The following is a 21,977-nucleotide window of genomic DNA, read 5'->3' as shown; positions in this document are numbered from 1 at the left end:
GCATGACCGACGAGCGGATCCGCCGGATCACGATGCCCAAGTGGGGCCTGTCCATGACCAGCGGCACCATCACCGACTGGCTGGTCAGCGAGGGCGAGGAGGTCACCGAGGGCACCGAGCTGGCCGAGATCGACACCGACAAGATCGCCGGCACTCTGGAGTCCTCAGAGCAAGGGGTGCTGCGCGGGATCGTGGTCCCCGCCGGGCGGTCGGCCCCGGTGGGCGGCACGATCGCGATCGTGGCCCCGGCCGAGGTGCCCGACGCCGAGGTCCAGGCCGCGGTCGCCGAGGCCGAGGAGCAGCTGGCCAGCGGCGAGGTGGTGGAGGCCACCGGGCCCGCGACCGGCACGGTCGAGGTGGGCGGTCGCACCCTGTCCTACGCCACGGTGGGCGACGGCCCGGAGGTGGTGGTGCTGGTCCACGGCTTCGGCGGGGACAAGGACTCCTGGCTGTTCGTGCAGGAGCCGCTGGCCGCGGGCCGCACCGTGCACGCCCTGGACCTGCCGGGGCACGGCGCCTCGACCAAGGACGTCGGTGACGGCGGCCTCGAGGTGCTGGCCGACGCGGTGACCGGTTTCCTGGACGCGCTGGGCGTCGAGCGGGCGCACCTGGTCGGCCACTCGCTGGGCGGTGCGGTGGTGTCCGCCGCGGCGGCCCGGCAGCCCGACCGGGTCCGGTCCCTGACCCTGGTGGCCCCGGCGGGCTGCGGTGCCGAGATCAACGCCGAGTACCTGCGCGGGTTCGTCGCGGCGAGCACCCGCCGGGAGCTCAAGCCGCACCTGCGCGCGCTGTTCGCCGACGAGTCGCAGGTCACCCGCCAGCTCGTGGACGACCTGCTGAAGTTCAAGCGCATCGACGGCGTCCAGGACTGCCTGCGGACGCTGCTCGGCACGCTGCTGGACGGCGACAAGCAGGCCATCGACACCGCGTCGCTGCTGGCCGGGGTGTCGGTGCCCACCGCGGTGGTGTGGGGAGACCAGGACCAGGTCGTCCCGGTGGCCGCCCCGGAGGTGTTCGGCGACGGGGTGCGGGTGCGCGTCGTCGAGGGCGCGGGCCACATGGTGCACATGGAGGCCCCGACGGCGACCCGCGAGGCGATCGAGTCGGTGCTCGGCTAGCGGTGGCGGCCGGGTGGTGTGCCTCGCGCCACCCGGCCGTGCGCCGTTCGGGGCAGCCGGTCGTCGGCGCTCGCGGGGCTTCTGCGACCATGCGAGGCATGGACCAGGTCGACCAGCAGCACCTCCGGACGAGCGCGACGAAGGCCGTGTGCGCGCACATCGGCATCGGTTCCGACGAGCGGGAGGCCCGGGCCGCCCGCGACCGCCTCGACAGGTCACTGGCCGCCTACCGGTCGGCGCTGCTGCGCGGGGCCCTGACGAGCGAGGCGACCGCCCCGCGCTGACCCGGTCCCGTCCCCAGGGGCGCCCTGACCAGCCCTGGCGGGCGCAGCCCCCGTCCCACCGGTGGACCTGCTGGGTTCTTCACCTTGCACGGCGACGGTGCCCGCTTCCTCCGACCCGTTCACCGACTGCTCCGGTGCCCGCACGCTCGGTCCTCGCCGAGCGAGCCGGTGCGCAGGCGCGTGAGTTCGGCGGCGGTGTTCTCGTGCACCCGCTCGAGGAACCACGCGCTGTTCCCGCGGGCCGCCGCCGTGGTGCACCACGGCGGCCTCCCCGCGCAGGTGCTCCCCAGGTCTACGACCAGCACTGCTGGGCGGACCGGGTGGAGCAGCTCGGCACCGGGGCGGCGCACCCGCCGGGCGAGGTGACCACCGAGTCTCCCTCACCGCCGCGCGCTCGGTCCCGCGGTCGCGCACCGGGCCGCCGCGCTGCCGGTGCGGACCGACGGGACACGGGTCGCCGCGCAGGCCCCGGTGGACCGCACCTCCCCGGTCGCCTCCTGAGCTGGGGGCACGAGCGATCAGCTCCCGCGCGGTGCCGAGATCGGATACGGTCCGGACCCATGCGCCCCTCGACCGGTGAACTGCTCGCCGTCAGCGACCTGCACGTCGCGACGCCCGAGAACGCCGACATCGTCCGTGACCTGCGTCCCCGCACCGACCAGGACTGGCTGCTGGTCGTCGGGGACGTCGCCGAACGCTCCGACGACATCGAGTGGGCGCTCGGCCTGCTCGCCGAGCGGTTCGCGAAGGTCGTGTGGGTACCGGGCAACCACGACCTGTGGACCACCCCGAAGGATCCCCTCCAGCTGCGCGGCGAAGCCCGCTACCTCGAACTGGTGCGGCGCTGCCGCGAACTCGGCGTCGTCACGCCGGAGGACGAGTTCCCGGTGTGGACCGGCCGGGGCGGTCCGGTCACCGTCGCGCCGCTGTTCGTGCTCTACGACTACACGTTCCTCCCGGAAGGCGCGTCGACGAAGGAGGAGGGGCTGGAGATCGCGCGCCGGGCGAGGGTGGTGTGCACGGACGAGTACCTGCTGCACCCCGACCCCTACCCGACGCGCGACGCGTGGTGCCGGGCGCGGGTGGAGCTCACCGAACGCCGCCTGGCCGAGTGCGACCCGGAGCTGCCGACGGTGCTGGTCAACCACTGGCCGCTGGTGCGCGAGCCCACCGACGTGCTGTGGTACCCGGAGTTCGCGCAGTGGTGCGGGACGGTGCGCACCGCCGACTGGCACCTGCGGCACCGCGCGGCGGCGGTGGTCTACGGGCACCTGCACATCCCGCGCACCACCGTCCACGACGGGGTCCGCTTCGAGGAGGTCTCGATCGGCTACCCGAGGGAGTGGAAGCGCCGCGGCCTGCCGGACGACGTCCTGCGCCCCGTCTTCCCCGAGGCCTGATCCGACCGGCGTCCGGGGTCAAGCCTGGACCGGGTCGATCGGGGTCAGCACGCCGAGGCGCTGCTCGACGGCGTCGGCCGCGGCGAGGCAGAGGTCTTCCCGGTAGGTGGCGCCGATGATCTGGGCCCCCTGCGGGAGCCCGTGGTCCACCCCCACCGGGACGGCGACCGCGGGCACCCCGACCAGCGTGCTGGCCGTGCACAACCGCACCGGTGCGGTCGCGCGCTCGTGCTCGTCGGGGTCGGTCGGCACCTCCGGCGGCGGTGGCAGCTCCGTCGAGACGGGACCGAGCAGCAGCGGGTACCGCGCGGAGAACTTCGCCCACGCGCGCTGCGCGCCGAGCCGGCGCGCGGTCGCCTCGATGTACCCGGCCAGGTCCAGCGGGGGCTGCCGCTCGATGGTGAGTTCCACGTGCCGGCGACTGGTCTCGCTGAGCAGGGTGCGGATCGCAGGCCAGGACAACGAGAACTCGGTGCTGATCAGTCCTGTGTAGACCTCCAGCGCCTCCTCCAGCGCGGGCACCTCGACCTCCTCGACGACGTAGCCCGCCTCCACCAGCGCGTCCGCCGCCGCCTCGATCCCGGACCGCACCGACGGGTGCACGCCCTGACCGAACGGGTCGACCGCGAGCCCGACCCGCACCAGCCGGTCGGGCTGCGCCGGCTCGGGCGGCACCGGCACCGCCCGCGGGTCTCCCGGGTCGTGACCGGCGAGCACCCGGTGCACCAGCCGCAGGTCCGCGACCGACCGCGCGATCGGCCCGTCCACCGGGAACAGCTGCGAGGCCAACGTCGGTTCCTGCCCGCCCAACCGGTGGTCCGCGGCGTAGCGGCCGGTGCTCGGCTTCAGCGACGCGACCCCGTTGAAGGCCGCCGGGATGCGCAGCGAACCACCGGAGTCGTTGCCCAGCCCCAGCGGGACCATCCCGGTCGCCGTGGCGACCGCGTCCCCACCGCTGGTGCCGCCCGGGCTGCGGCGGTGCGGTGCCCAGGGGTTGCGGGTCTCGCCGTGCAGCGTGCTCGTGGTGTGCATGCCGGCGATCGTCAGGTCCGGGAGGTTGGTGCGGGCGAGCGGGATCGCGCCCGCCTCCCGCAACCTGCGCACCGGTGGCGCGTCCGTCGACGGCACGAACTCGCGCAGCGCGGGCACGCCCATCGTCGTGGCCGACCCGGCGACGTGGATGTTCTCCTTCACGGTGAACGGCACCCCGGCCAGCGGCCCCAACGGCTCCCCCGCGGCCCGCCGCCGGTCGACGTCCTCGGCGGCGGCCACCGCGTCGTCGGCGAGCAGTGCGGTCACCGCGTTCACCGCGGGGTTGACCGCCTCGATCCGCGCCAGGTGCGCCTCGACCACCTCGACGGCGCTGACCTCTCCCGAGGCCACCAGCCTCGCCAGGTCCGCCGCGCTCTCCTCGTGCCACATCCGAGCGAAGATACAGACCTGTATCCGGATACACTACTGAATATGAGTGAGCGCCTCACCCGGGAGCAGAGCCGGCAGCGGACCCGCGAGCGACTGCTCGACGCGGCCGCGGAGCTGTTCGCCGAACGCGGCGTCGGCGGGACGTCCGTGGAGCAGATCGCCGAACGCGCCGGCTACAGCAGGGGTGCGTTCTACGGCAACTTCGCCGACAAGCACGAGATCGCCGTCGAACTGCTGCTGCGCCGGACCCAGCGCGAGCTCGACGAGGTCCGCGCGCTCGACCACAGCACGCTCGGGCCGCTGCGCCAGTTCAACCGCGACCGCGCCGAACACCTCGACCAGTGGCTGGCGCTGCGCCTGGAACTCGTCCTGCACGTGCTGCGCAACCCCGAGCTCCGCCCGCGTCTCGCCGAGCGCGAGCGGCTCGCCCGCAACGCCATCGCGTCGGGCATCAGCGCCCAGCTGCCGCACCCACCGGCCGACCCGGCGTTCCTCGGCCTCATCGTGCACGCCCTCGAGGACGGCCTGATGGTCCAGAAGCTGCTGTCCCCGGAGGAGATCGCCGACGACGTCGTGGTCGACGCCTACGAACTCCTCCTCGCCGCGTGGAAGGCGCAGGCTTCCGGCGAGGACTCGCGCTGAACCCGCCAAGTCCTCGCAGAGGTCGGGAGTTCGGCTCGTGACGACCGCGAGCCGGTGTTCCGGCGCGGCGTGGCGACGTCCGTTCAGACCAGGAGAACGGCTCTCATCGGCGCAACGAGCGTGCTGCCGCTGGTGCGGTGGCGTGACCACGACGGGGCACGGGAAGGCAGAGATCTTCACATCCTTCGCGCGAGGAGACATCATGTGAACACGCGCTCACCCAACGCGTGCCGACCACGAGGGAGCCGTCGTCATCATGACTTTCTCTCCACTCGACGCCGAACCCGGCGTCGCATCACAGCTCATCGACCTCGGCGCGATCTCGTTACCGGAGCTGCGCAGTCTCGAGGACGGGGCACTGCACCGCTCACTGCAGCACGTGGTCCAGCAGACCGCCGACGTCGGCATGACTTCGCCGTCCGGCAGCAGCGAAGGCGGCGAGCGAGTGGACTGACGCACCACCGCGCGCTGTGCGTGCCTGCCGGTTCGCGAAACGCCGTACGCCGGAGGAGGACCCGTGCCCGTCGGCAGTGAGAACGCCTCGGGAGGCTTCGCACCACACCGCCTCTCCTGGTCCGACTTCGACGAGATCGCCCGCAGCACGGGCGGTGCGCGCACGGTGCGCCAGCTGCGTCGCGCCGAGCGCAGCCGTCGGCTGCTGCTGCTCCGCGGCCTGGTCGACGAGGTCGCCAAGACCCCGGAACAGTGCGGGCCGCTGCCGTCCCCCGAACACGCCTGGGAGATCTTGGCCCGGGTCCAGGCGCGTGCGCCGCGAGTGCTCGACCGCATGCTCGCGCACCCCTACACCGGTAGCTGGGCCGGCTACACCACCCGCCTGCTCCACCACAAGACGACCGGGGTCTGCCCGTTGTGGGTGCACGTCGGCCACGTGCACGCGCTCGCCGCGGCCGCGGCGATCCACGCGAACCTGCCTTTCGAGACGTCGGTGCCGGTGTGGAACGGCGGTGCTGCCCTTCCGACGCTCGGCCTGGTCCGACTGCCCGCGGACGCACCGTTCTCGGTCGCCGAGGTGCGCAGCGACGGCACGAACGTCGACGTGCGCAGCGGTGCCACGTGCGTGCGTCTGCCCGAAGACCGGTTCGCAGAGGCGCCGGGGTGGTGGCCGCTGCGGCAGGTGTCGGTCCGGTCCGGCGGTCAGGCGTTCTCGGTGCACCTGGACGACGTCGACCCCTATCGGGGCCTGCGCGAACCGGTCCTGCCGCAGCGGCTCAGCGACGCGGAGGTGCGCGCCTGGCGGGAGTTGCTCGCCGATGCCTGGCGCCTGATCAGCACGCACCTCCCCGCGATGGCCCCGGCGCTGCGGGCCGGCCTGCAGTCGCTGGTGCCGCGCCCGGCCGTGCCGTTCCGCATGCCCAGCTCCTCCACCGGCGAGGCCTTCGGCAGCGCCATCGTCAGCCGACCGGTCGACGGGTACGAGTTGGCCGCCATGCTCGTCCACGAGTTCCAGCACATCCGCCTGGGCGGACTGCTGCACTTCATCCGGCTGCGCGAGGACGACCCGCGGTTGCGCTTCCACACCCCGTGGCGCGACGACCCGCGGCCGGTGGCCGGTGTGCTGCAAGGCGTTTACGCGTTCTTCGGCGTCACGATGTTCTGGCGCGCGCTGGCGCAGGCGAGCCCGGCGCCGGAGAACCGGCGCGCCGAGTTCGAGTTCGCCTACTGGCGGCTCGGCACCTGGGAGACCCTGCAGGCCCTGCGGCAGGACTCGGCGCTCACCGATGCCGGGCGCCGGTTCGTCGACGGCGTCGCCGCCGAACTCGGCCCCTGGCAGGACGAACCGGTGTCCGCCGACCTCGCCGAGCAGGCCCGGGCGCTCGTCACCGACCACCACGCCGGCTGGCGGATCCGGCACGTCCGCCCGGACCCGGAAACCGTGCGGGCCGTGTCGGACGCGTGGCTGGCCGGTCACCGGCGCCTGACCGGTGTCCGCGTGACCGACGACCGGGCACCCACCCCGGTCTCCGACGGTCCCTGGTCGCAGGCGCGGCTCGACCTCGTGCGGCTCAGGTTCTTCGAGGACGCGCCGGGAATCGTGCAGGAGACGTGGCAGAACGTGCCCGACGCCACTCCGGCGGACCTGGCCTACGCCACTGGTCGGCTCGACGAGGCCGCAGACGGTTACCGCGCCGAACTGGCCGCCGACCCCGACCGCCCGGCCTCCTGGATCGGGCTCGGCCTGGCCCTGTCCGGGCTCGGTGCGCACGCGGCCGCGCGGGCACTGCTGAGCTGCCCGGAACTGGTCCGGGCAGTGCACCGGCGGGTCCGGTCCGAGGCGACCAGCGAGGTCGCCCCGGACGAGCTGGCCGACTGGATCGGGCGCTTCCTGACCTGATCCACGCCCGCCACCGGGATCACAGCGGCGCGGGGTCGATGTCGCAGTTGGCCCGCACGCCCCGGGTCGCGGCCACCACCGCCGGGTGGCTCTCGCCCAGCGCCCGGCGGAAGCGGGCGAGGACCTCGCTGCGCTCGGCCTCGGCCTGCTCCCCCTCGCCCGCAGCACGCAAGTCCAGGACGACGTTGTGGTCGGCCGCGATCGTGGTGGGGTGGTCGGCACCGAAGACCCGCTCCGCCCGCTGCGCCGCCTCCCTGCCCAGCTGCAGGGCTGTCTCGATGTCGCCCAGCGCGGCCACGTCACTGGCCAGGTTGATCGTCGCGATCACCGCGTGTGCCTGGTCCGGGCCGAACTGCGCGCGGAGCTGCTCGACGGCACGCTCGTCGAGCTGCCGCGCGCTGCCCACCTCCCCGAGCAGCCGCAAGGTGACCGCCAGGTCGATCGCGGCCGCCAGCGTGTGCGGGTGGTTCTCCCCGAGGCTGCGCCGGTACCGGTTGAAGGTGTCCTCGCCGAGCTCGCGCGCCGCCTTGAGGTCACCGGTCTGCCGCAGATCGATGGAGTGCGAGATGGCACAGCCGAGGGTGCTCGGGTGGTCGACGCCGTAGCGGTACCGGTACAGCTCCAGCGCCTGCCTCGAGAGCTTCAACGCGCCCTGGTGGTCGCCGTTCTTCCGGGTGGCGATGGCCAACCGGTGTTGGCGGTACAGGGTGATCGCCTTGTCCTTGCCGAACAGCTTCTGGCACCGCTCCAGCAACCGCTCCAGCTCGGCGTGCGCCCAGGCGTAGTCGCCCAGCTCCAGGCGGTCCAGGATGTACCCGCCGAGCGAGTTCACCGCGTTCGGGCTGTCGAACCCGCGGACCACGCCCTGCCGGTGGTGGGTCACCTCCCCCAGGTCCCGCGCCCGCCGGTACTCCCCGAGCAACCGCAGCGTGACGGCCAGGTCGTGCGCAGCGCTCAGCGTGACCGGGTCGTCCTCGCCGTAGAGCGTCTTGGCCTTGTGGTAGACCTCCTCGTTCAGCTCCCGGGCGCGCAGGTAGTCGCCCTTGGCCTTGAGGTCGTAGGCGACGCTGAGCTGCGCGCTCAACGTCTCCTCGCTGTTGTCCCCCGAGACCTGCCGACGCAGCGCCAGGGTCCGCTGGTTGAGCTCCGCTGCCTCCGCGTAGCGGCCCAAGGTGCACAGGTACGGGCCGAGCAGTCCGGCGACCTGGAGCAGCTGCGGGTCGGTCTCCTCCAGCTTCGCCGACCACGCCTTCATCGCCCTCTCGCCCAGCGCGACGCTCTCCTGGTGGTCACCCCAGAAGAACAGGTACACCATCAGGTCGACGACCATCTGGCGCACCCACGGGTCGTCGCACTCCAGCACGTTCGACGCGTAGGCGTGCGGCAGGATCGCCTTGAAGCGGGGCCACTGGACGGGATCGCTGGGGCTGCCCGGGTTCGAGTTGGCCAGCAGCAGGTGCGCACCGTGACGCATCTCGGTCTGGCGCTGCGGTGACATCCGGTCGCGGAGGACGAGCTGGACCAGCCGGTGCAGCTGCAGCGTGTCGCTGCGGTGGTCGATCTTGGCCAGCCCGAACCGGTTGATGTCGCGGATGGCGCGCCCGAGCCGGATCGGGTCGCGCAGGGCGGCGTCCAGCTCGGGCGCGACCGCGGTACCCCGCCCGCCGGAGAACAGGCTGCGCGGGATTGGTTCCGGGTCGAAGAACGCGCACACCTGCAGCAGCTGGTAGGCGGCGGGGTTCCGGGACTCCAGCTGGTCCAGCGAGACGTTCCAGGCCGCGGCCAGCGAGACCTCGTAGTCGTTGGGCGCCGACACGTCGAGGATCTCGGCGACCTTCTCGTCGAACACCCGGAGGTACTCGCTGACCGTCATCCCGGTCTCCGCCCGCCAGGCGGCCGCCTGGGCGATCGCCAGCGGCAGGTCACCGAGCTTCTCGGCCAGCGCGTCGGCCTCCTCCTCGGTGATCTCCGGGCCGCGGCTGCGCAGCAACGCCTTGCTCTCGGACCGCTCGAAGAGGTTGACCTCCAACGGGCGGGCCACCTCGGCCCAGTCCGGGTTCCGCGAGGTGATGATGATCTCGCCCGGCCCGTTGGCGGGGAAGAACGGGCGCACGTCCTCCGGGCTCTCCGCGGCGTCGAACACCAGCAGCCACCGGCGGATCGGGTGCCCGCAGCGCAGCGCTTCGCGCACCGCGGGCACGGCCGTGTGGGCTTCGGAGCTGCCCGGCAGCTGCAGCGCCTGCGCCAGTTCGGTCAGGCCGGCGCGGATCTGCGACCGCTGTCCTGCTTGGACCCACCACACCAGGTCGTAGTCCGCGAGGTGCCGGTAGATGTACTCGACGGCGATCTGGGTCTTGCCGATGCCGCTCATGCCGTGCAGCGTCGAGGGCAGGATGGCGGTGGTGCCGGCGTCCTTCAGCCGCGCCTCCAGCTCAGCCAGCGGCTCCTCGCGACCGGTGAAGATCGGGTTGCGCGGTGGCACGTCACCCCAGATCGGTGGCACGTCGTCCATCTGCCGCTCGCGGAGGATGCGGGCGGTCACTGTGGACGGTGGGGTGAACGGGTCCGCGGGGGCGGTTGTGTCCTCAGCGGACGGAGTCGGGACCGCCCGCACGGTGTCGGCGGGGCGAGGCGACGACTGCGGTGCGTCCGCTGAACCCGTGCCGTTCGGTGATCCAGTGCTCTGAACTGACATGTCCCCACTCGCCGTTGTCTCATGTGTACCCACGGTTCCATCGGCCTGCGGACTCGGAGGGCTGAAGCGTCCTTCCACCGAAGGTGTAGGTGGCCCGGTGTCGCCGCCCGGCACCGATCGGCGCGCGCGGGCCAGGTACGGCCCGGAGAGGGCGCGCAGCACGGTGCGCTCGATCGCGGGATCGGCTTCCACCCCCGACTCCGGGGCGTGGTCGGGATCGGACAGCACCTCGGTGAGGTGCCGCACGCCGGTGACGCGGTCACCGAACTCCTCGGCGACGATGTGGAGTGCCCGCGCGGTCTCCGAGCGCCGCGCGCCGCTGAGCAACAGCTCTCGGACCGGCTGGTCGAAGGCGAACGTGGCGTCCTCCCAGCCTCCCGCCGCCGACCCGTCGACCGGGCGCAGCAGGTCGCTGGTGAGCACCTCGGCGAGGTCGTCGGGTCCTGATCCCGGCACCAGCTCGTGCTGGATCGCCCGCGCGACGGGAACGCTCACCGGGACCGCGGCGAGCAGCGTGGCGAGCCGGAAGGCGGGCGGCGACGCCGTGCTGAGGAAGCGCATCACCCGCTGCCGCGGCGACCCCGCCCTGCCCTCGGTCGGTGCCGGAGTCTCCGCCCGCTCGCCACTCGCCAGCAGCACCACGGCGTCCGCGGACCGCCCGCGATGGCCGGTGACCAGCTGCGCCCACCGGGAGAGCCACCGCGTCTCCAGCTCCAGGACCGGGACCGCCACCGAGCCGGGCGGTGGCGACGGGTCAGGTTCCAGCCACGCGTCGGGCAGTTCCACCCACCACTGCCGGTTCGGGGCCACCGGCCGCGGCGTGGTCACCTTGGCGCGGTGCGGTCGCATCCCGCCGCGCCGCCAGAGCCGCTGCGGCAGCAGGTGCGCCACCGCCACGGACATCGAGGCGCCCCACCGCGCCAGCAGTGGCTCGACCGAACCACGTCGCCAGCAGGCACCGACCCCGTCGGTGAGGACGAGGACGACCCGCCGTCCCGACGGGTCGATCAGCTCTGCCGGGTCGCGCACCGGGGTCCGTGCGGAACCGCCGCGCAGCACCGGCGTGTCGCCGGTGGTGTCCAGCGATCGCCGCTGAATCGATCGGAAGGCGCCGAGCCGTTCCAGCGCCCGGGTGAACTCGGTGATCGTCGAGCGCCACAGCGCCATCGACGGATGGGTGTCCACGACCAGTGTCAGGTCGAGCCACCGCGTCGTGCCCGGTCGGGTCATCGGCAACCACAACCCGTCTTCAGCCGCGCGCTCCGCGGTCAGGTCCTCGTCGAGGAGTGCGTCTTCGTCGTGCGGGGAACGGACTTCCTGCTTGAACGGGCGGAGCGCCCGGACGACGTTCGGTCCCGGCGCCGGCCGGCGGGGCTCCGCCGGCACGCTGACCACCTCAGCCGGGCACGGTCGCGCGCTGCGTCCGTCGGACGCCGGCACGTCCGCGTCCGGCTCAGCGACGGTCCGCGCCGAGGCGTCGGTGTCGTCCTCGCTCGCGCTCGGCGGCGGTTCGAGCGGCGGCTCCGGGCGGTCCGGCTCGTGCGGGGATCCCACGGCTGCCAGCGCCGGTTCCGGGTCCTGCTCGTCGGGCCGCTGCTCCACGTCACCGGTGCGGTACCTGCCCCAGGCGAACTGGGTGGCAGCCGTCAGCCAGAGCGCGTCGGCGACCTCCATCCAGCTGAGGTCGCTCGTCCCCAACGCCGGTGCGGAACCGTTCGGAGCGGCCGGGCCGACCGGCCCGACCGCTCCACCGCCATCCCCGCCCCGCACGTCACGTGGCCGGGGTGAGTTGCCGCCACAGCGCGTCGCGCAACCGCGCCCACGACTCGTCGTCGCCGCGGTAGGTGCCCGACGTCGCCAAGTACAACGCGTCCAAGAGCTTGTCGGCCGGCAGGCCGCCACCCTCGGCCCCGCGGTCGAGGAACTCCTGGATCATCCGCCGTCGCTGCTCGTCGTCGGTGCCGGACAGATGAGCGGCGACCATCGCGGCGAGCTGCTCGGCGTCCGGTTCCTTGATCGTCAGCCGGAGACAGCGGCGCAGGAACGCCTCCGGGAACTCCCGCTCCCCGTTGCTGGTGATCACCACGACCGGGAACGCCCGGCAGCTCACGCGGCCGTCGACCACGGTGGCCGTGGCACCGGGATCGTCGGTCAGCACCGACACCTCAGGCGACCGGTCCCGCACCCGCTCCAGCTCCGGGATGGTGAACTGGCCGTCCTCGAAGATGCTGAGCAGGTCGTTCGGCAGGTCCACGTCGCTCTTGTCGAGCTCGTCGATGAGCAGCACGCGCGGCAGCTCGGTCGGCAGGAACGCCGTGCCCAGCGGCCCCAGGCGCACGAAGTCACCCACCGGCGGTTCCGCGTCCGGCAGCGGGCGATCGGGGTCCGGGCCCCACCGCGCCAGCGCTTGCCGGGTCGCGGCGGCCTGCGCGCGACCGATGGCGTCGTAGGCGTACAAGCCCGACTTCAGCGTGGTGCGACTGGTGATCGGCCACCGGAGCACGCGACCGAGGTTGAGCTCGCGGGCGATCCGGAAGGCCAGGCTGGACTTGCCGGTGCCGGGCCGACCGGTCACCAGCAGCGGACGGCGCAGGTACAGCGCGGCGTTCACCATGTCGACCTCGTGCGGGTCGACGTCCCGTTCGGAGAGGTGCGATTCCGCACCCAGCCGACGCCGCGCCTCGCCGTCGTCGGGCGGCGGGGCGTCGCGCTCGGGCAGCGGGCCGCCGCGGAAGTCCCGCCACGGCGGTGGAGCGGGGAGGAGATCGGTCAACCGGACGTCCGGCAACGGACGGCCGGTTCCCCGGTAGATCCACCAGTCGGGCGTTCCGAAGCCCGCCGACCGCTCACGCGACGAGTCGTTGTCGGGTTGCTCGTCGATGCTCATCTCCGCGGTGTCCCTCCCGGCCTAGCCAGCGAGCTCCTCGGGATCGACCAAACGGTCCGGATCATCCCACAGGACCACCAGTTCTTGTACCACCTTGCTGTCGAACCGGGTCGGCGCGTCGAGGTGCGCGTCCCGCCGGACGGCGTGCGTCCGGTCCGGCAGTTCCGTCAAGCCGCCCTCCTCGGCCAACCACTCCACGACTTCCCGCACGCGCTCCGGCTCCGCGTCGGTGCGGTGCCAGAACACCGCCGGCAGCCCCGCGCGCAACGCGGAGATCAACTGGTCGCCACGCCGCGGTTCCCGCGACGGCGCGGCGGTGAGCAGGATCGCCGCGCACCGCTGGTCGCGCTCCAGCGCGGCGTCGAGGGCGTGCGGGTTGTCCGGGCGAGCGGGGCGGGCGTAGTGCACCACCGCGCTCCGCGGATCTTCCCACAGCGTCCGCCACCTCCGGTTCCACATCCGGTGCCAGTGCGGGGACCTCATCCGCTCCAGCGACCGCACGGTGATCGGGTAGTCCAGGCACAGCGGGCGCGGCATCCCGGTGTCGTGCTCCTTGTGCCACAGGTGGACCGGCAGGTTCAGCAGCGCCCTCGGCAGCACGACCTCCAGCGCCACCGAGCCCGTGTGCCCGCACCAGGCCCGCTCGGCTTCGACCACCAGCTCGTCGACGTGCCGCTCGATCTCGTCGATGCGGGCACTGCGGTCGTGCCCGCGCGCTGGTGGCCACTCCGCGGGGTCGTCCTGCCGCCAGTGCGAGACCGTGAAGAGCTCCGGGTCGAGGCCGTCGTGCTGGATCACGATCATCAGGTGCAGCCGCGCGTCGGCGGGAACGGGCCGGGCGTGCGTCGCCCGGAACTCCTCCAGCCGGGCTTCCAGCTGCAGCCGCCGCGCCTGCCGGTCGCTCCACTCCGCGAGCTTGGTGCGCACCGCACTGTCGGCGACCTGCCGAGCCAGGAGCTCGACGAACGCCAGCGCCGGCGGGAACCCGTCCGCACCGGCGTTGACGTCCGCCAGGTACTTGAGCACCTGCCACGGGTTCGCGTCCGGAGGCTGGGGCAGAACACCCGGCCCGGCCGCGCGGTGCACCAGCGTCGGCAGTTGTGGGACGTGGAGGTGCTCCAGCGGGTCCCGCAGCTCCTCCAGGTCACCGGACGGCAGCAGGTCGAGCACCTCGCGAGACGGCGCGGGCACGGCTTCGGCGGTCGTGGCCCCGAAGAGCCGCAACCACGCGACCGCGCTGGTCTCCTTGACCTCCACCGGGATCTGCCGGAACTCGTCGGGTTCGGCGGCGTGGTCGTGCTTGATGACGTCGCGGTAGAACTCCTCCGAGGCGATCAGCGCCAGTGTGCTCCCCGTTCGCGCCAACCGGGCCTTCGCGTCGGGCGCGTCGAGGAGCCGGGACGCGAAGTTGATCGCCGGGCTGACCGTGCCGTTGGAGCTCCGCGCGACGTTCCCGGCGTGCAGCGCGACCCGCAGCTGCATCGCCGCCGCGTCGGAGTGCACCGCGTTGTGCCTGCGGAGTTCCGCGAGCAGGCGGCTGCCCAGGTTGTCCACCAACCGGGACTGGGGCACCTCGGGCGGTACCAGGATCATCTTCCCGTCACCACGGTCTTCCACGTAGCAGGAGCACCACTCCACGCCGGCGTCGTCGAACGCTCGCTCCAGCAACTCCGCGAGGCTCCGGTGCACGGCGACCTGGTCTTGGAACGACCGCCGCGGGTCGGTGAAACGAGCGACGTCCACCAGCACGATGCTCCGGTAGAGCGCTTCTGAGTACAGCGGCATGAGACCCCCTCCCAGCACCGCGATACCCGCACGCCGCCCCGCCGAAGGCCACCGTCGTCGCTGGTGGCCTGCCCCGGGACATCGCACCGCTGTCACCCGGTATCTCGGAGGTACTGTACGCGAACGCCCTCCCGCGAGTGATCTTTTCTGATCTTCGTCCTGGTGGCCCGGCTGGGGGCGGTCACCACGCACACGGGCGGGAAGCGGCGCGGAGAGGCGCCGCTTCCCGCCCGCCCGGCGGTGTCGCCGGTGACCCCCAGGAGCTCCCGCTAGGTGCGCGCCCTCCCCCACGCCGACATGACCGCCAGGACGGCGGCGGCCATCACGCAGGCCAGGGCCACGCGGACCGCGCCTTCGGGCTGCACCGACACCAGCACGACGACCAGCGCCCACACCTGGACGACGCTGAACACGACGCTGAGCACCAGCGACGGCCGGTCCCACCACCGGCTCGGGCGTTCCGGCGCGACTGCGGTCGGCACCGTCGTGGTCCGCGGGACGCCGGCCAGGTTCCGCTGCGGTGAACGAGTCTTCGTCATGGTCGTCAACCTCCTCCGCACGAGGGCGATGACCTCACGTGTACGGCAGTTCTCCGCCGCGCAGTGCGTCAGGTGACTCATTCAGCTGCAATTGCACGGAGTTGGGGATCCGCCGCACCGCGGCGAGTTCACGACAGGAGCTGTTCGAGGGCGTCCGGGCGGAGGATCGTCAACCGCCGGCGAGCCGTCGTGACCAGGCGCCGCCGGCGCAGGTCGGCCAGCACCCGCACCACCGATTCCCGGGAGGCCGAGATGAGTCCGGCCATGCTCTTCTGCGTGATCGGTATCGCGATGGTGACAGCGCTCCCCGCGGCCACGCCGTAGCGACCGGCGAGGTCGAGCAGCAGCGCGACCAGCCGCTGCAGGACGGGGCGGCCGCCGTGGTCCGCGTGCTGCTGGCTGAGCTCCCGCAACCGGCCGGTGACGACGAGCAGCAGCGCCCACGCGGGCCCCGGCCTCGACTGGCACAGCGCGGCGAACCGCTCGGCGGGGACGACGAGGGCCTCCACGTGTTCGAGCGCCCGCATCGTCGCCGACCGCGGTCTGCCGTCCACCGCGGCGAGTTCTCCGACGATGTCACCGGGTCCGCGAACGGCGAGCACGCTCTCGTAACCGGTGCGGACGTCCGTGACGATCTCGAGGCTGCCCGCGAGCAGGACGTAGACGTGCTGGGAGGAATCGCCTTGCCTGCAGAGGGATTCGCCGGGCGCGAACCGCCGGACCGCACCCGCTCCCCGCACCAGGTCCCGCTCCGGTGGCTGCAGCATCGCCCAGAACGTGCCGTGGAACGGATGCCGACGGTCGTCGGCGCGGGCGTGGGTGCCGCCCATGCCCACCCCCGGGGTCGCGTCGTGGCCTCGGAGTGATCAGCTTGCCGATCTTCACGACGTCCGGCAACCGCCGGGGAGCCGCCTGCGCGCAGCCGGGTGGCGGTCCGCCGAACGGCGGCTCCGGAGCCGGTCTTCGGGTGACACACCGACTTCTGCGGCACCTCCGGTCGGGATTGATTTCACTCCAATCTGAAGCGATCGAGGCAGTTGAACTGTGCTGGCTCGTCGTCCCGGACGGTGGGAGTCCCCCTGCTTCCGGGTGTGCTCGGCTGCGCGGTGATCGGGAGCCGTGCCAGGCTCAGGTGCGCATGATCGTCCTACCCGAGGAGTGGATCGGTGCCCGCAGTTCGTCCCGGTTCGGTCATCGCGGTCGCGGCGGCGCTCGGTGCCGGAGTCCTGGCGCCGACCGGCGTCGCGCACCCGGTCCCCGCGCCCGACCTCGACGCCCTCTTCGTCGGCGCGCACCCCGACGACGAGGCCTCCCTGCTGTCGACGTTCGGTCGCTGGCGGCACGACCACCAGATCAGCACCGGCGTCGTGACCATCACCCGCGGAGAAGGCGGCGGCAACGCCGTCGGCCCGGAGGAAGGGCCGGCGCTCGGCCTGCTGCGCGAGGACGAGGAGCGGCGCGCCGTGGGCGCCCTCGGCATCACCGACGTCCACAACCTCGACGAGCCCGACCTCTACTACACGGTGAGCGCACCGCTGACCGAGCAAGCCTGGGACCACGACGACGTGCTGGCCAAGCTGGTCCGCGTCGTGCGGCAGACCCGACCCGAGGTCGTGGTCACGATGGACCCGGCCCCCACTCCGGGCAACCACGGGAACCACCAGTACGCCGCCCGGTTGGCGCTCGAGGCCTACCACCGGGCCGCCGACCCGGCGGCGTTCCCCGAGCAGCTCCAGCAGGAAGGGCTGGCGCCCTGGTCGGTGCGGCGGGTGCTGTCCAACGCGGCCGGAGCGGAGGAGGAGGTCACCGGTCCGGACTGCGAACAGCGCACCACCCCGCCCACATCCGTCGGTCCGGAGCACCACGTGCACGGTCTCGACGGGAACACCAACTGGGAGCAGCGGGAGCGCCTGGCCGAGCGCGAGTACCGCAGCCAGGGCTGGGCGTCCCGACCGGACGTCCCGGACGATCCCGCGCAGGTGGGCTGCGACCACCTGACCGTGCTCGCCGACCGCGCACCGCACGTCCCGGGGGCGCAGGGCGCGGACGCACCCCTGCTCGGCGCGCTGCTGCCCGTGCCCGGCGGGTTGCCGGTCGGCACCGGGCTGGCCGCCACCGCCGCCAGCCAGCGCCTCACCCCCGGGCAGCGCACCGAGGTCCACGTCGAGGTGACCGCACCGCCGGACGGGGCGTTGCACGGGGGCCGCGTCACGCTGGACGTGCCGCCGGGCTGGGACGTCGAGGGCGACGGCGTGTTCGGGCCACTGGCGCCGGGGACGGCGGCCCGCGTGGACCTGTCCGTGGTGGTCCCCGACCGGGAGCGGGCCGGACGGGTCCCGGTCCCGGTCCGGGTGGAGACCCCGCAGGGGCGCGGCGAGAGCGAGCTGCGCGTCGACGTCGTGCCCCCGGTGGTCGCCGACCAGGCACCGCTGCCGGGTGTGGCGGAGTTCCAGCGGTGGGCGGCCCGTTCCGGCTTCCCGCTGCTGCAGGACGAGGTCCCGCCCGTCCAGACCGTCCCCGCCCTCGGGACGCAGGACGTCCGGGTGGTCGTGCGCAACCACAGCGACCAGAGGCGGTCCGGCGAGGTGGAGTTCGCCCCACCGCGCGGTTTCGAGGTGCTGGAGGCCACGCAGCGCTTCACCGGCCTCGCTCCCGGTCAGGAGGCGGTGCTCACCTTCCCGGTCCGCAGCACGGATCCCACGATGCCCACCGGCTCACGGGGCGGCGATCACCGCTACACGCTGACCACCCGTGCCGACGACGGCACGACCGCGACGAGCAGCGCCGCCCTGGAACTGGTCCCGGCCACGACCGTCCCGCGGGCTGAGGTGCCGCCGGTGGTGGACGGCGAAGCCGGGCCGCAGGAGTACCCGGGCGCCCCGCTCGACGTGTCGTCGCTGTGGGAGGGCGAGGAGTGCACCGCCCCGGACTGCGCCGCCACCGCGTGGTTGTCGTGGCACGGCGACACGCTGCACGCCCTGGTCGACGTGGTGGACGACCAGCAGGGCGCGGTGCTGTCCCCCGACGACTGCAAGCGGCACTGGCGCACGGACGCCGTCGAGATCGCCCTCGACCCGCGGGCGGACTCGGAGAACACCTCGAGCACGTTCAAGCTCGCGGTGCTGCCGGTCACCGCGGGCGCCGGGACGCCGTGCTTCGCCAGGGACGCCGACAACCACCAGGGCCCGGGTGAGGAGACCGCGCCCGGCGTCGAGGTGGCGTCCACGCTGCGCGACGGCGGCTACACCGTCGAGCTGGCGATCCCGCTGCAGGTGCTGCCCGGGTCCGTCGATCCCCAGCGGCTGGGGGTCGACGTGCTGGTCTACGACTCCGACACCCCGGACCTGACCGGCCAGTCGCGGATCGGCTGGTCCACCTGGGCCGGCGTGCAGGGCGACCCGTACCGCTGGGGCCGGGCGGTCCTCCAGGACCGGCCCGCGGAGCAGCCCACCCCGGCTCCTGCTCCGGTGCTCCCGCTGGACGCGCTGTCCTCGGTGGACTCCCCGGCGAGCCTCGCGCAGGCGGTCCGGTCGGGCACCGCGCTCGGCGGCGCGGCCCCGGCCGGTGACGCGGCGGCCCGGGTGGTCGGGGCGCAGGCGCACCAGGGCGAGGTGCACGCCCGGGTGGACGTGCACGGCCCGGGCCGGGTCCACCTGTTCGTGCTGGACGCGGACGGCGCGGTCCTCGCGGACCGGCAGGTCGACGTCGCCGAGCGCGGCGAGCGGAGCGTGCCGATCGCGGTGCCGGAGGGCACCCCGGCGAGGGTCCTGGCCGGGTTCGCCGGGCCGGACGGGGCCACTGCGGCGTCCGCCGCTGAGGTCCGCCGGCCCTAGCGGGTGCGGACGGGCGGCCGCGGAGCGACACTGTCCACAGTGACCGTTCACCTCCTGATCATCGGCGACTCTCCAGAGCCTTCACCGCGGCCGAAGTCCGGTCGGCGACGCCGAGCTTCGTGAAGATGTTGCGCATGTGGTTCTTCACGGTCCGCTCGGAGATCCCGAGAGCTTTCGCGATCTCCCGGTTCGTACCGCCACGCACGAGGTAGCCGAGCACCTCGTGCTCGCGGTTCGTCAGCTCGGGGAAGCCCTCACCGTCGGGCTCCTCGGTCGATCCGGCCGCGGCGCCGGCGTGGTGGAGCTGGACGCGCAGCATCACCAGATGTCCCACCTGTTCCAGGACGTGCCGCAGCGCGCGGGAGTGCTCGACGGCCTCCAGCAGCAGTGCGGTGATCGCCCGGTCCAACGCCTGATCGTACGAGAGGGCCATCGAGGTACTCCACCTGTGCGAGTGATCGCTGGTGCGCGAGCACGCAGCGGTCGAATCCGTTCTGACGCCCACAGTTTCGTTCGCGCAGCGCGCATCGTTGCTGGGTCGAGCGGCTGTTCCCTCGAATGCCGAGGAGATTGACGCGAACAGCCCAGCGCACACCCGATCCGGTACCCCTGCCAGAAGACCTGGGCCGAATTGTTCATGGTTTCGATCTCCGCGCGACCGTAGGTTCGCGTTCGTCGGCCCACAACGAACAGGGGGAGCCACGAATGCTAGTCCCGCCAGGCGCGAAAGAGGATCCCGCACGGCCCAATCGGTCCGGCCGTACGGGCGGAATCCCCCGCTGCAGCATGGACCCCGCCGCCGCGGCCGCGGCCGTGCGGCACCGGTTGCGCGACGACGCCGAACCGGTGCGCAACCTCGCGACGTTCTTGACCACGTCGTTCGAGCCGGAAGCCGTGCAGCTGCACAGCGCCTACCTGAACCGGAACCTCGCCGACCGCGAGCAGTACCCGGCCACGGACGAACTGGTGCAGGAGTGCGTGCGCATCCTCGGCGAGCTCTGGGGCGGTGACGGCTGTCGGGTGGTGGGGTCGGCGACCACCGGGTCGAGCGAAGCCGCGCTGCTGGCTGGGCTCTCCCTGCTGCACCGCTGGGAAGAACGCACCGGGTCCGGCGCGCGGCGCCCCAACCTGGTGATGGGCGCGGGCGTGCACGCCTGCTGGCGGAACTTCTGCCGGCACTGGGGAGTCGAACCGCGGGTCGCGCCCGCCCGGCCCGGGTGCGTCGGGCTCGACGGAGCCGTCGCGGCCGAGCTGTGCGACGAGTCGACCATCGGCGTGGTGGCCGTCCTGGGCGGCACCCTCGACGGGCGCTACGAACCGGTGCGGGACATCGCCGCCGAGCTGGACCAGCTGGCCGACCGGTCCGGGATCGACGTGCCGGTGCACGTCGACGCGGCCGGGGGCGGCTTCATCGCCCCCTTCCTCGACCCCGACCTGCAGTGGGGCTTCGACCTGCCCCGGGTGGTGTCGATCAACGCGTCGGGCCACAAGTACGGCCAGGTGCCGCCCGGACTGGGGTGGGTGCTGTGGCGCGACCGCGACCACCGCAGCGGGCGGCTCGGCTTCCCGGTCAACTACCTGGGCAGCAACCACACCTACCACGAGTTCACCTTCTCGCGCTCGGCCGCGCCGGTGGTGCTGCAGTACTACAACTTCCTCCGCTACGGGTTCGCCGGCTACCGCAGCCTCCACGCGCGTTCCCGGCGCCTGGCGCAGGACCTGGCCGCGCGGCTGCGTGCCACGGGACGGTTCCAGTTCCTCGGGGACGGCAGCGACCTCCCCGTGGTGGCGGTGACCGCCGAGCCCGACCTCAAGCTCTCCCAACTGGCCCGGCGGCTCGGCGAGTGCGGCTGGGCGGTCCCGGTGTACCAGCTGCCGCCGGACCTCGAGGAGCTGACCGCGATGCGCGTCGTGGTGCGCAGCGACCTGCGCCCGTCGGACGTGGTCGCGTTCGCGGCCGCCGTCGACGAGTTCACCCGTCCCCACGCAGTGTGACCCCGGTGCGGGTGAGCGGTGCGCGGAACCTCCCGCACCGCCCCCCCGCTCCGACCATCCCCGTCCCGAAACCCCCGAGTGAGGAGAATCCATGCGTCCCATCCGCGTTCTCGGCAAGCTCGTGCACAGCGAACCGCCCCGCCCCGGCACCGGGTTGCGGCTGGCGATCTTCCAGGCGGAGAACCCCGTGGGCACACCGCAGGCGGTCGTGGACAACCTGGCGAGGATGGAGCAGGCCGTGGCGCTGGCCGCGCGCTACCGCTGCCACCTGTGCGCGTTCCCGGAGTGCTACAACACCGGGTACTCGCTCGGCCCGGAGGAGTGCGCCCGGCTCGCCGAACCCAGCGACGGCCAGTCGGTGCGCGCGGCGCGGAAGCTCTCGCAGCAGCACGACATCGGCATCGTGCTCCCCTACGTGGAGCAGGCCGCCGACGGCGCGCTGCACGACTCCGTGGCGGTCGTCCACGATGGACAGTTGCTGGCCAACTACCGCAAGACCCACCTGTACGGCGCGGCCGAGCGCGCCAACTTCACCCCGGGCGACGAGCTGCCGCCGGTGGTGGAGATCAACGGGTTCCGGGTGGGTGTGCTCAACTGCTACGAGTGCGAGTTCCCGCCGCTGTACCAGCACCTGGCGCGGCACGGCGCGCGGCTCGTCGTCGGTCCCACCGCCGCCGACCGGCACTTCGTGCTGCACGACGGCTCGCCGACGCAGGTGCCGTACCCGGACGCCACCGAGCACATCATCCCGGCGATGGCCGCGGTGTGGCGGGTGTTCGTCGCCTACGCCAACCGGCGGGGCTGGGAGGTCTCGGAGCGCGGGCAGTGGGAGTACCGGGGCAACTCCGGGGTCTGGGGCCCGGACGGGCAGCCCGTGGTGTGCGCCGGTCCCGCCGAGCAGACCGCGGACGCGCTCCTGGTGGCCGACTGCGTGCCGGACGCGGTACCGCCGTTCAGCCCGGAGGGCAACCACCTGACCAACTCGCGGCTGCCCGTCGGCGACCGGTTGCTGCCCGCGGGCTGA

Annotated in this window: 16 protein-coding genes; 9 read left to right on the top strand and 7 right to left on the bottom strand. The window is 73.1% G+C overall.

Features of this window, described 5'->3' with window-relative positions:
- Positions 1-2 precede the first annotated feature (2 nt).
- The 3 genes from HNR68_RS15780 to HNR68_RS15770 all read left to right on the top strand — a co-directional run bounded on the left by HNR68_RS15780 (position 3) and on the right by HNR68_RS15770 (position 2,802).
- Positions 3-1,118 carry an acetoin dehydrogenase dihydrolipoyllysine-residue acetyltransferase subunit gene (locus tag HNR68_RS15780; RefSeq protein ID WP_179721763.1) on the top strand — a complete coding sequence of 372 codons (1,116 nt, stop codon included), beginning with the start codon at positions 3-5 and terminating at the stop codon, positions 1,116-1,118.
- 98 nt (positions 1,119-1,216) lie between these two features.
- A complete protein-coding gene (locus HNR68_RS15775) occupies positions 1,217-1,402 on the top strand; it encodes a hypothetical protein (RefSeq protein WP_179721760.1) in 186 nt (61 codons plus the stop codon).
- Between the two features lie 560 nt (positions 1,403-1,962).
- Entirely contained in the window at positions 1,963-2,802 is an 840-nt protein-coding gene (locus tag HNR68_RS15770; protein ID WP_179721758.1) for a metallophosphoesterase family protein, read from the top strand.
- A gap of 18 nt (positions 2,803-2,820) precedes the next feature.
- Here the strand turns inward: HNR68_RS15770 and HNR68_RS15765 are convergent, their stop codons facing one another.
- On the bottom strand, positions 2,821-4,224 hold the full coding sequence (locus tag HNR68_RS15765) for an amidase (RefSeq protein ID WP_179721755.1): 1,404 nt from the start codon (positions 4,222-4,224) through the stop codon (positions 2,821-2,823).
- 42 nt (positions 4,225-4,266) lie between these two features.
- Between HNR68_RS15765 and HNR68_RS15760 the strand changes: the two genes are divergently transcribed.
- The 3 genes from HNR68_RS15760 to HNR68_RS26850 all read left to right on the top strand — a co-directional run bounded on the left by HNR68_RS15760 (position 4,267) and on the right by HNR68_RS26850 (position 7,219).
- Positions 4,267-4,866 (top strand): TetR/AcrR family transcriptional regulator, encoded by a 600-nt coding sequence (locus tag HNR68_RS15760; protein WP_179721753.1) that lies wholly within the window; start codon positions 4,267-4,269, stop codon positions 4,864-4,866.
- A 256-nt stretch (positions 4,867-5,122) separates the two neighbouring features.
- Positions 5,123-5,320: a hypothetical protein gene (locus tag HNR68_RS15755; RefSeq protein ID WP_179721750.1), complete on the top strand. Its 198-nt coding sequence runs from the start codon at positions 5,123-5,125 to the stop codon at positions 5,318-5,320.
- A gap of 63 nt (positions 5,321-5,383) precedes the next feature.
- Positions 5,384-7,219, top strand: coding sequence for an aKG-HExxH-type peptide beta-hydroxylase (locus tag HNR68_RS26850; RefSeq protein ID WP_179721747.1), 1,836 nt, complete (start codon positions 5,384-5,386; stop codon positions 7,217-7,219).
- Positions 7,220-7,238: 19 nt separating this feature from the next.
- Here the strand turns inward: HNR68_RS26850 and fxsT are convergent, their stop codons facing one another.
- The 5 genes from fxsT to HNR68_RS15725 all read right to left on the bottom strand — a co-directional run bounded on the left by fxsT (position 7,239) and on the right by HNR68_RS15725 (position 15,955).
- The gene (fxsT, locus tag HNR68_RS15745) at positions 7,239-11,612 is read right to left on the bottom strand and encodes an FxSxx-COOH system tetratricopeptide repeat protein (protein WP_246330461.1); all 4,374 of its coding nucleotides are present in this window, start codon (positions 11,610-11,612) and stop codon (positions 7,239-7,241) included.
- A gap of 73 nt (positions 11,613-11,685) precedes the next feature.
- Positions 11,686-12,801: an AAA family ATPase gene (locus tag HNR68_RS15740; protein WP_179721744.1), complete on the bottom strand. Its 1,116-nt coding sequence runs from the start codon at positions 12,799-12,801 to the stop codon at positions 11,686-11,688.
- 21 nt (positions 12,802-12,822) lie between these two features.
- Positions 12,823-14,586: a VMAP-C domain-containing protein gene (locus tag HNR68_RS15735; RefSeq protein WP_179721741.1), complete on the bottom strand. Its 1,764-nt coding sequence runs from the start codon at positions 14,584-14,586 to the stop codon at positions 12,823-12,825.
- A 269-nt stretch (positions 14,587-14,855) separates the two neighbouring features.
- Positions 14,856-15,125: a hypothetical protein gene (locus tag HNR68_RS15730; protein ID WP_179721738.1), complete on the bottom strand. Its 270-nt coding sequence runs from the start codon at positions 15,123-15,125 to the stop codon at positions 14,856-14,858.
- A 128-nt stretch (positions 15,126-15,253) separates the two neighbouring features.
- Complete coding sequence (locus HNR68_RS15725) at positions 15,254-15,955, bottom strand: Crp/Fnr family transcriptional regulator (protein WP_179721736.1); 702 nt, start codon at positions 15,953-15,955, stop codon at positions 15,254-15,256.
- A gap of 336 nt (positions 15,956-16,291) precedes the next feature.
- Here HNR68_RS15725 and HNR68_RS15720 point away from each other — a divergent pair, with 336 nt between their 5' ends.
- Complete coding sequence (locus HNR68_RS15720) at positions 16,292-18,958, top strand: sugar-binding protein (protein ID WP_179721733.1); 2,667 nt, start codon at positions 16,292-16,294, stop codon at positions 18,956-18,958.
- Positions 18,959-19,016: 58 nt separating this feature from the next.
- Here HNR68_RS15720 and HNR68_RS15715 read toward each other — a convergent pair whose 3' ends face one another.
- The gene (locus HNR68_RS15715; RefSeq protein WP_179721730.1) at positions 19,017-19,391 is read right to left on the bottom strand and encodes a LuxR C-terminal-related transcriptional regulator; all 375 of its coding nucleotides are present in this window, start codon (positions 19,389-19,391) and stop codon (positions 19,017-19,019) included.
- A 125-nt stretch (positions 19,392-19,516) separates the two neighbouring features.
- On the opposite strand from HNR68_RS15715, the gene gad reads away from it, so the two are divergent.
- Both gad and HNR68_RS15705 read left to right on the top strand, forming a co-directional pair.
- Positions 19,517-20,953, top strand: coding sequence for a glutamate decarboxylase (gene gad, locus HNR68_RS15710; protein WP_343050174.1), 1,437 nt, complete (start codon positions 19,517-19,519; stop codon positions 20,951-20,953).
- 91 nt (positions 20,954-21,044) lie between these two features.
- Positions 21,045-21,977, top strand: a complete 933-nt coding sequence (locus HNR68_RS15705) for a nitrilase-related carbon-nitrogen hydrolase (RefSeq protein ID WP_179721726.1) — start codon at positions 21,045-21,047, stop codon at positions 21,975-21,977.

Origin of the sequence: Saccharopolyspora hordei (assembly GCF_013410345.1) — a bacterium.
Taxonomy (GTDB): Bacteria; Actinomycetota; Actinomycetes; order Mycobacteriales; family Pseudonocardiaceae; genus Saccharopolyspora; species Saccharopolyspora hordei.
This window is presented reverse-complemented; position numbering and strand designations above follow the sequence as displayed.

Coding starts and splice junctions, on each gene's coding strand:
- HNR68_RS15755 (WP_179721750.1), top strand. CDS start 5,123: ATGACTTTCTCTCCACTCGACGCCGAACCCGGCGTCGCATCACAGCTC.
- HNR68_RS15770 (WP_179721758.1), top strand. CDS start 1,963: ATGCGCCCCTCGACCGGTGAACTGCTCGCCGTCAGCGACCTGCACGTC.
- HNR68_RS15725 (WP_179721736.1), bottom strand. CDS start 15,955: ATGGGCGGCACCCACGCCCGCGCCGACGACCGTCGGCATCCGTTCCAC.
- HNR68_RS15730 (WP_179721738.1), bottom strand. CDS start 15,125: ATGACGAAGACTCGTTCACCGCAGCGGAACCTGGCCGGCGTCCCGCGG.
- gad (WP_343050174.1), top strand. CDS start 19,517: ATGCCGAGGAGATTGACGCGAACAGCCCAGCGCACACCCGATCCGGTA.
- HNR68_RS15735 (WP_179721741.1), bottom strand. CDS start 14,586: ATGCCGCTGTACTCAGAAGCGCTCTACCGGAGCATCGTGCTGGTGGAC.
- HNR68_RS15765 (WP_179721755.1), bottom strand. CDS start 4,224: ATGTGGCACGAGGAGAGCGCGGCGGACCTGGCGAGGCTGGTGGCCTCG.
- HNR68_RS15775 (WP_179721760.1), top strand. CDS start 1,217: ATGGACCAGGTCGACCAGCAGCACCTCCGGACGAGCGCGACGAAGGCC.
- HNR68_RS15705 (WP_179721726.1), top strand. CDS start 21,045: ATGCGTCCCATCCGCGTTCTCGGCAAGCTCGTGCACAGCGAACCGCCC.
- HNR68_RS15715 (WP_179721730.1), bottom strand. CDS start 19,391: ATGGCCCTCTCGTACGATCAGGCGTTGGACCGGGCGATCACCGCACTG.
- HNR68_RS15740 (WP_179721744.1), bottom strand. CDS start 12,801: ATGAGCATCGACGAGCAACCCGACAACGACTCGTCGCGTGAGCGGTCG.
- HNR68_RS15780 (WP_179721763.1), top strand. CDS start 3: ATGACCGACGAGCGGATCCGCCGGATCACGATGCCCAAGTGGGGCCTG.
- HNR68_RS15760 (WP_179721753.1), top strand. CDS start 4,267: ATGAGTGAGCGCCTCACCCGGGAGCAGAGCCGGCAGCGGACCCGCGAG.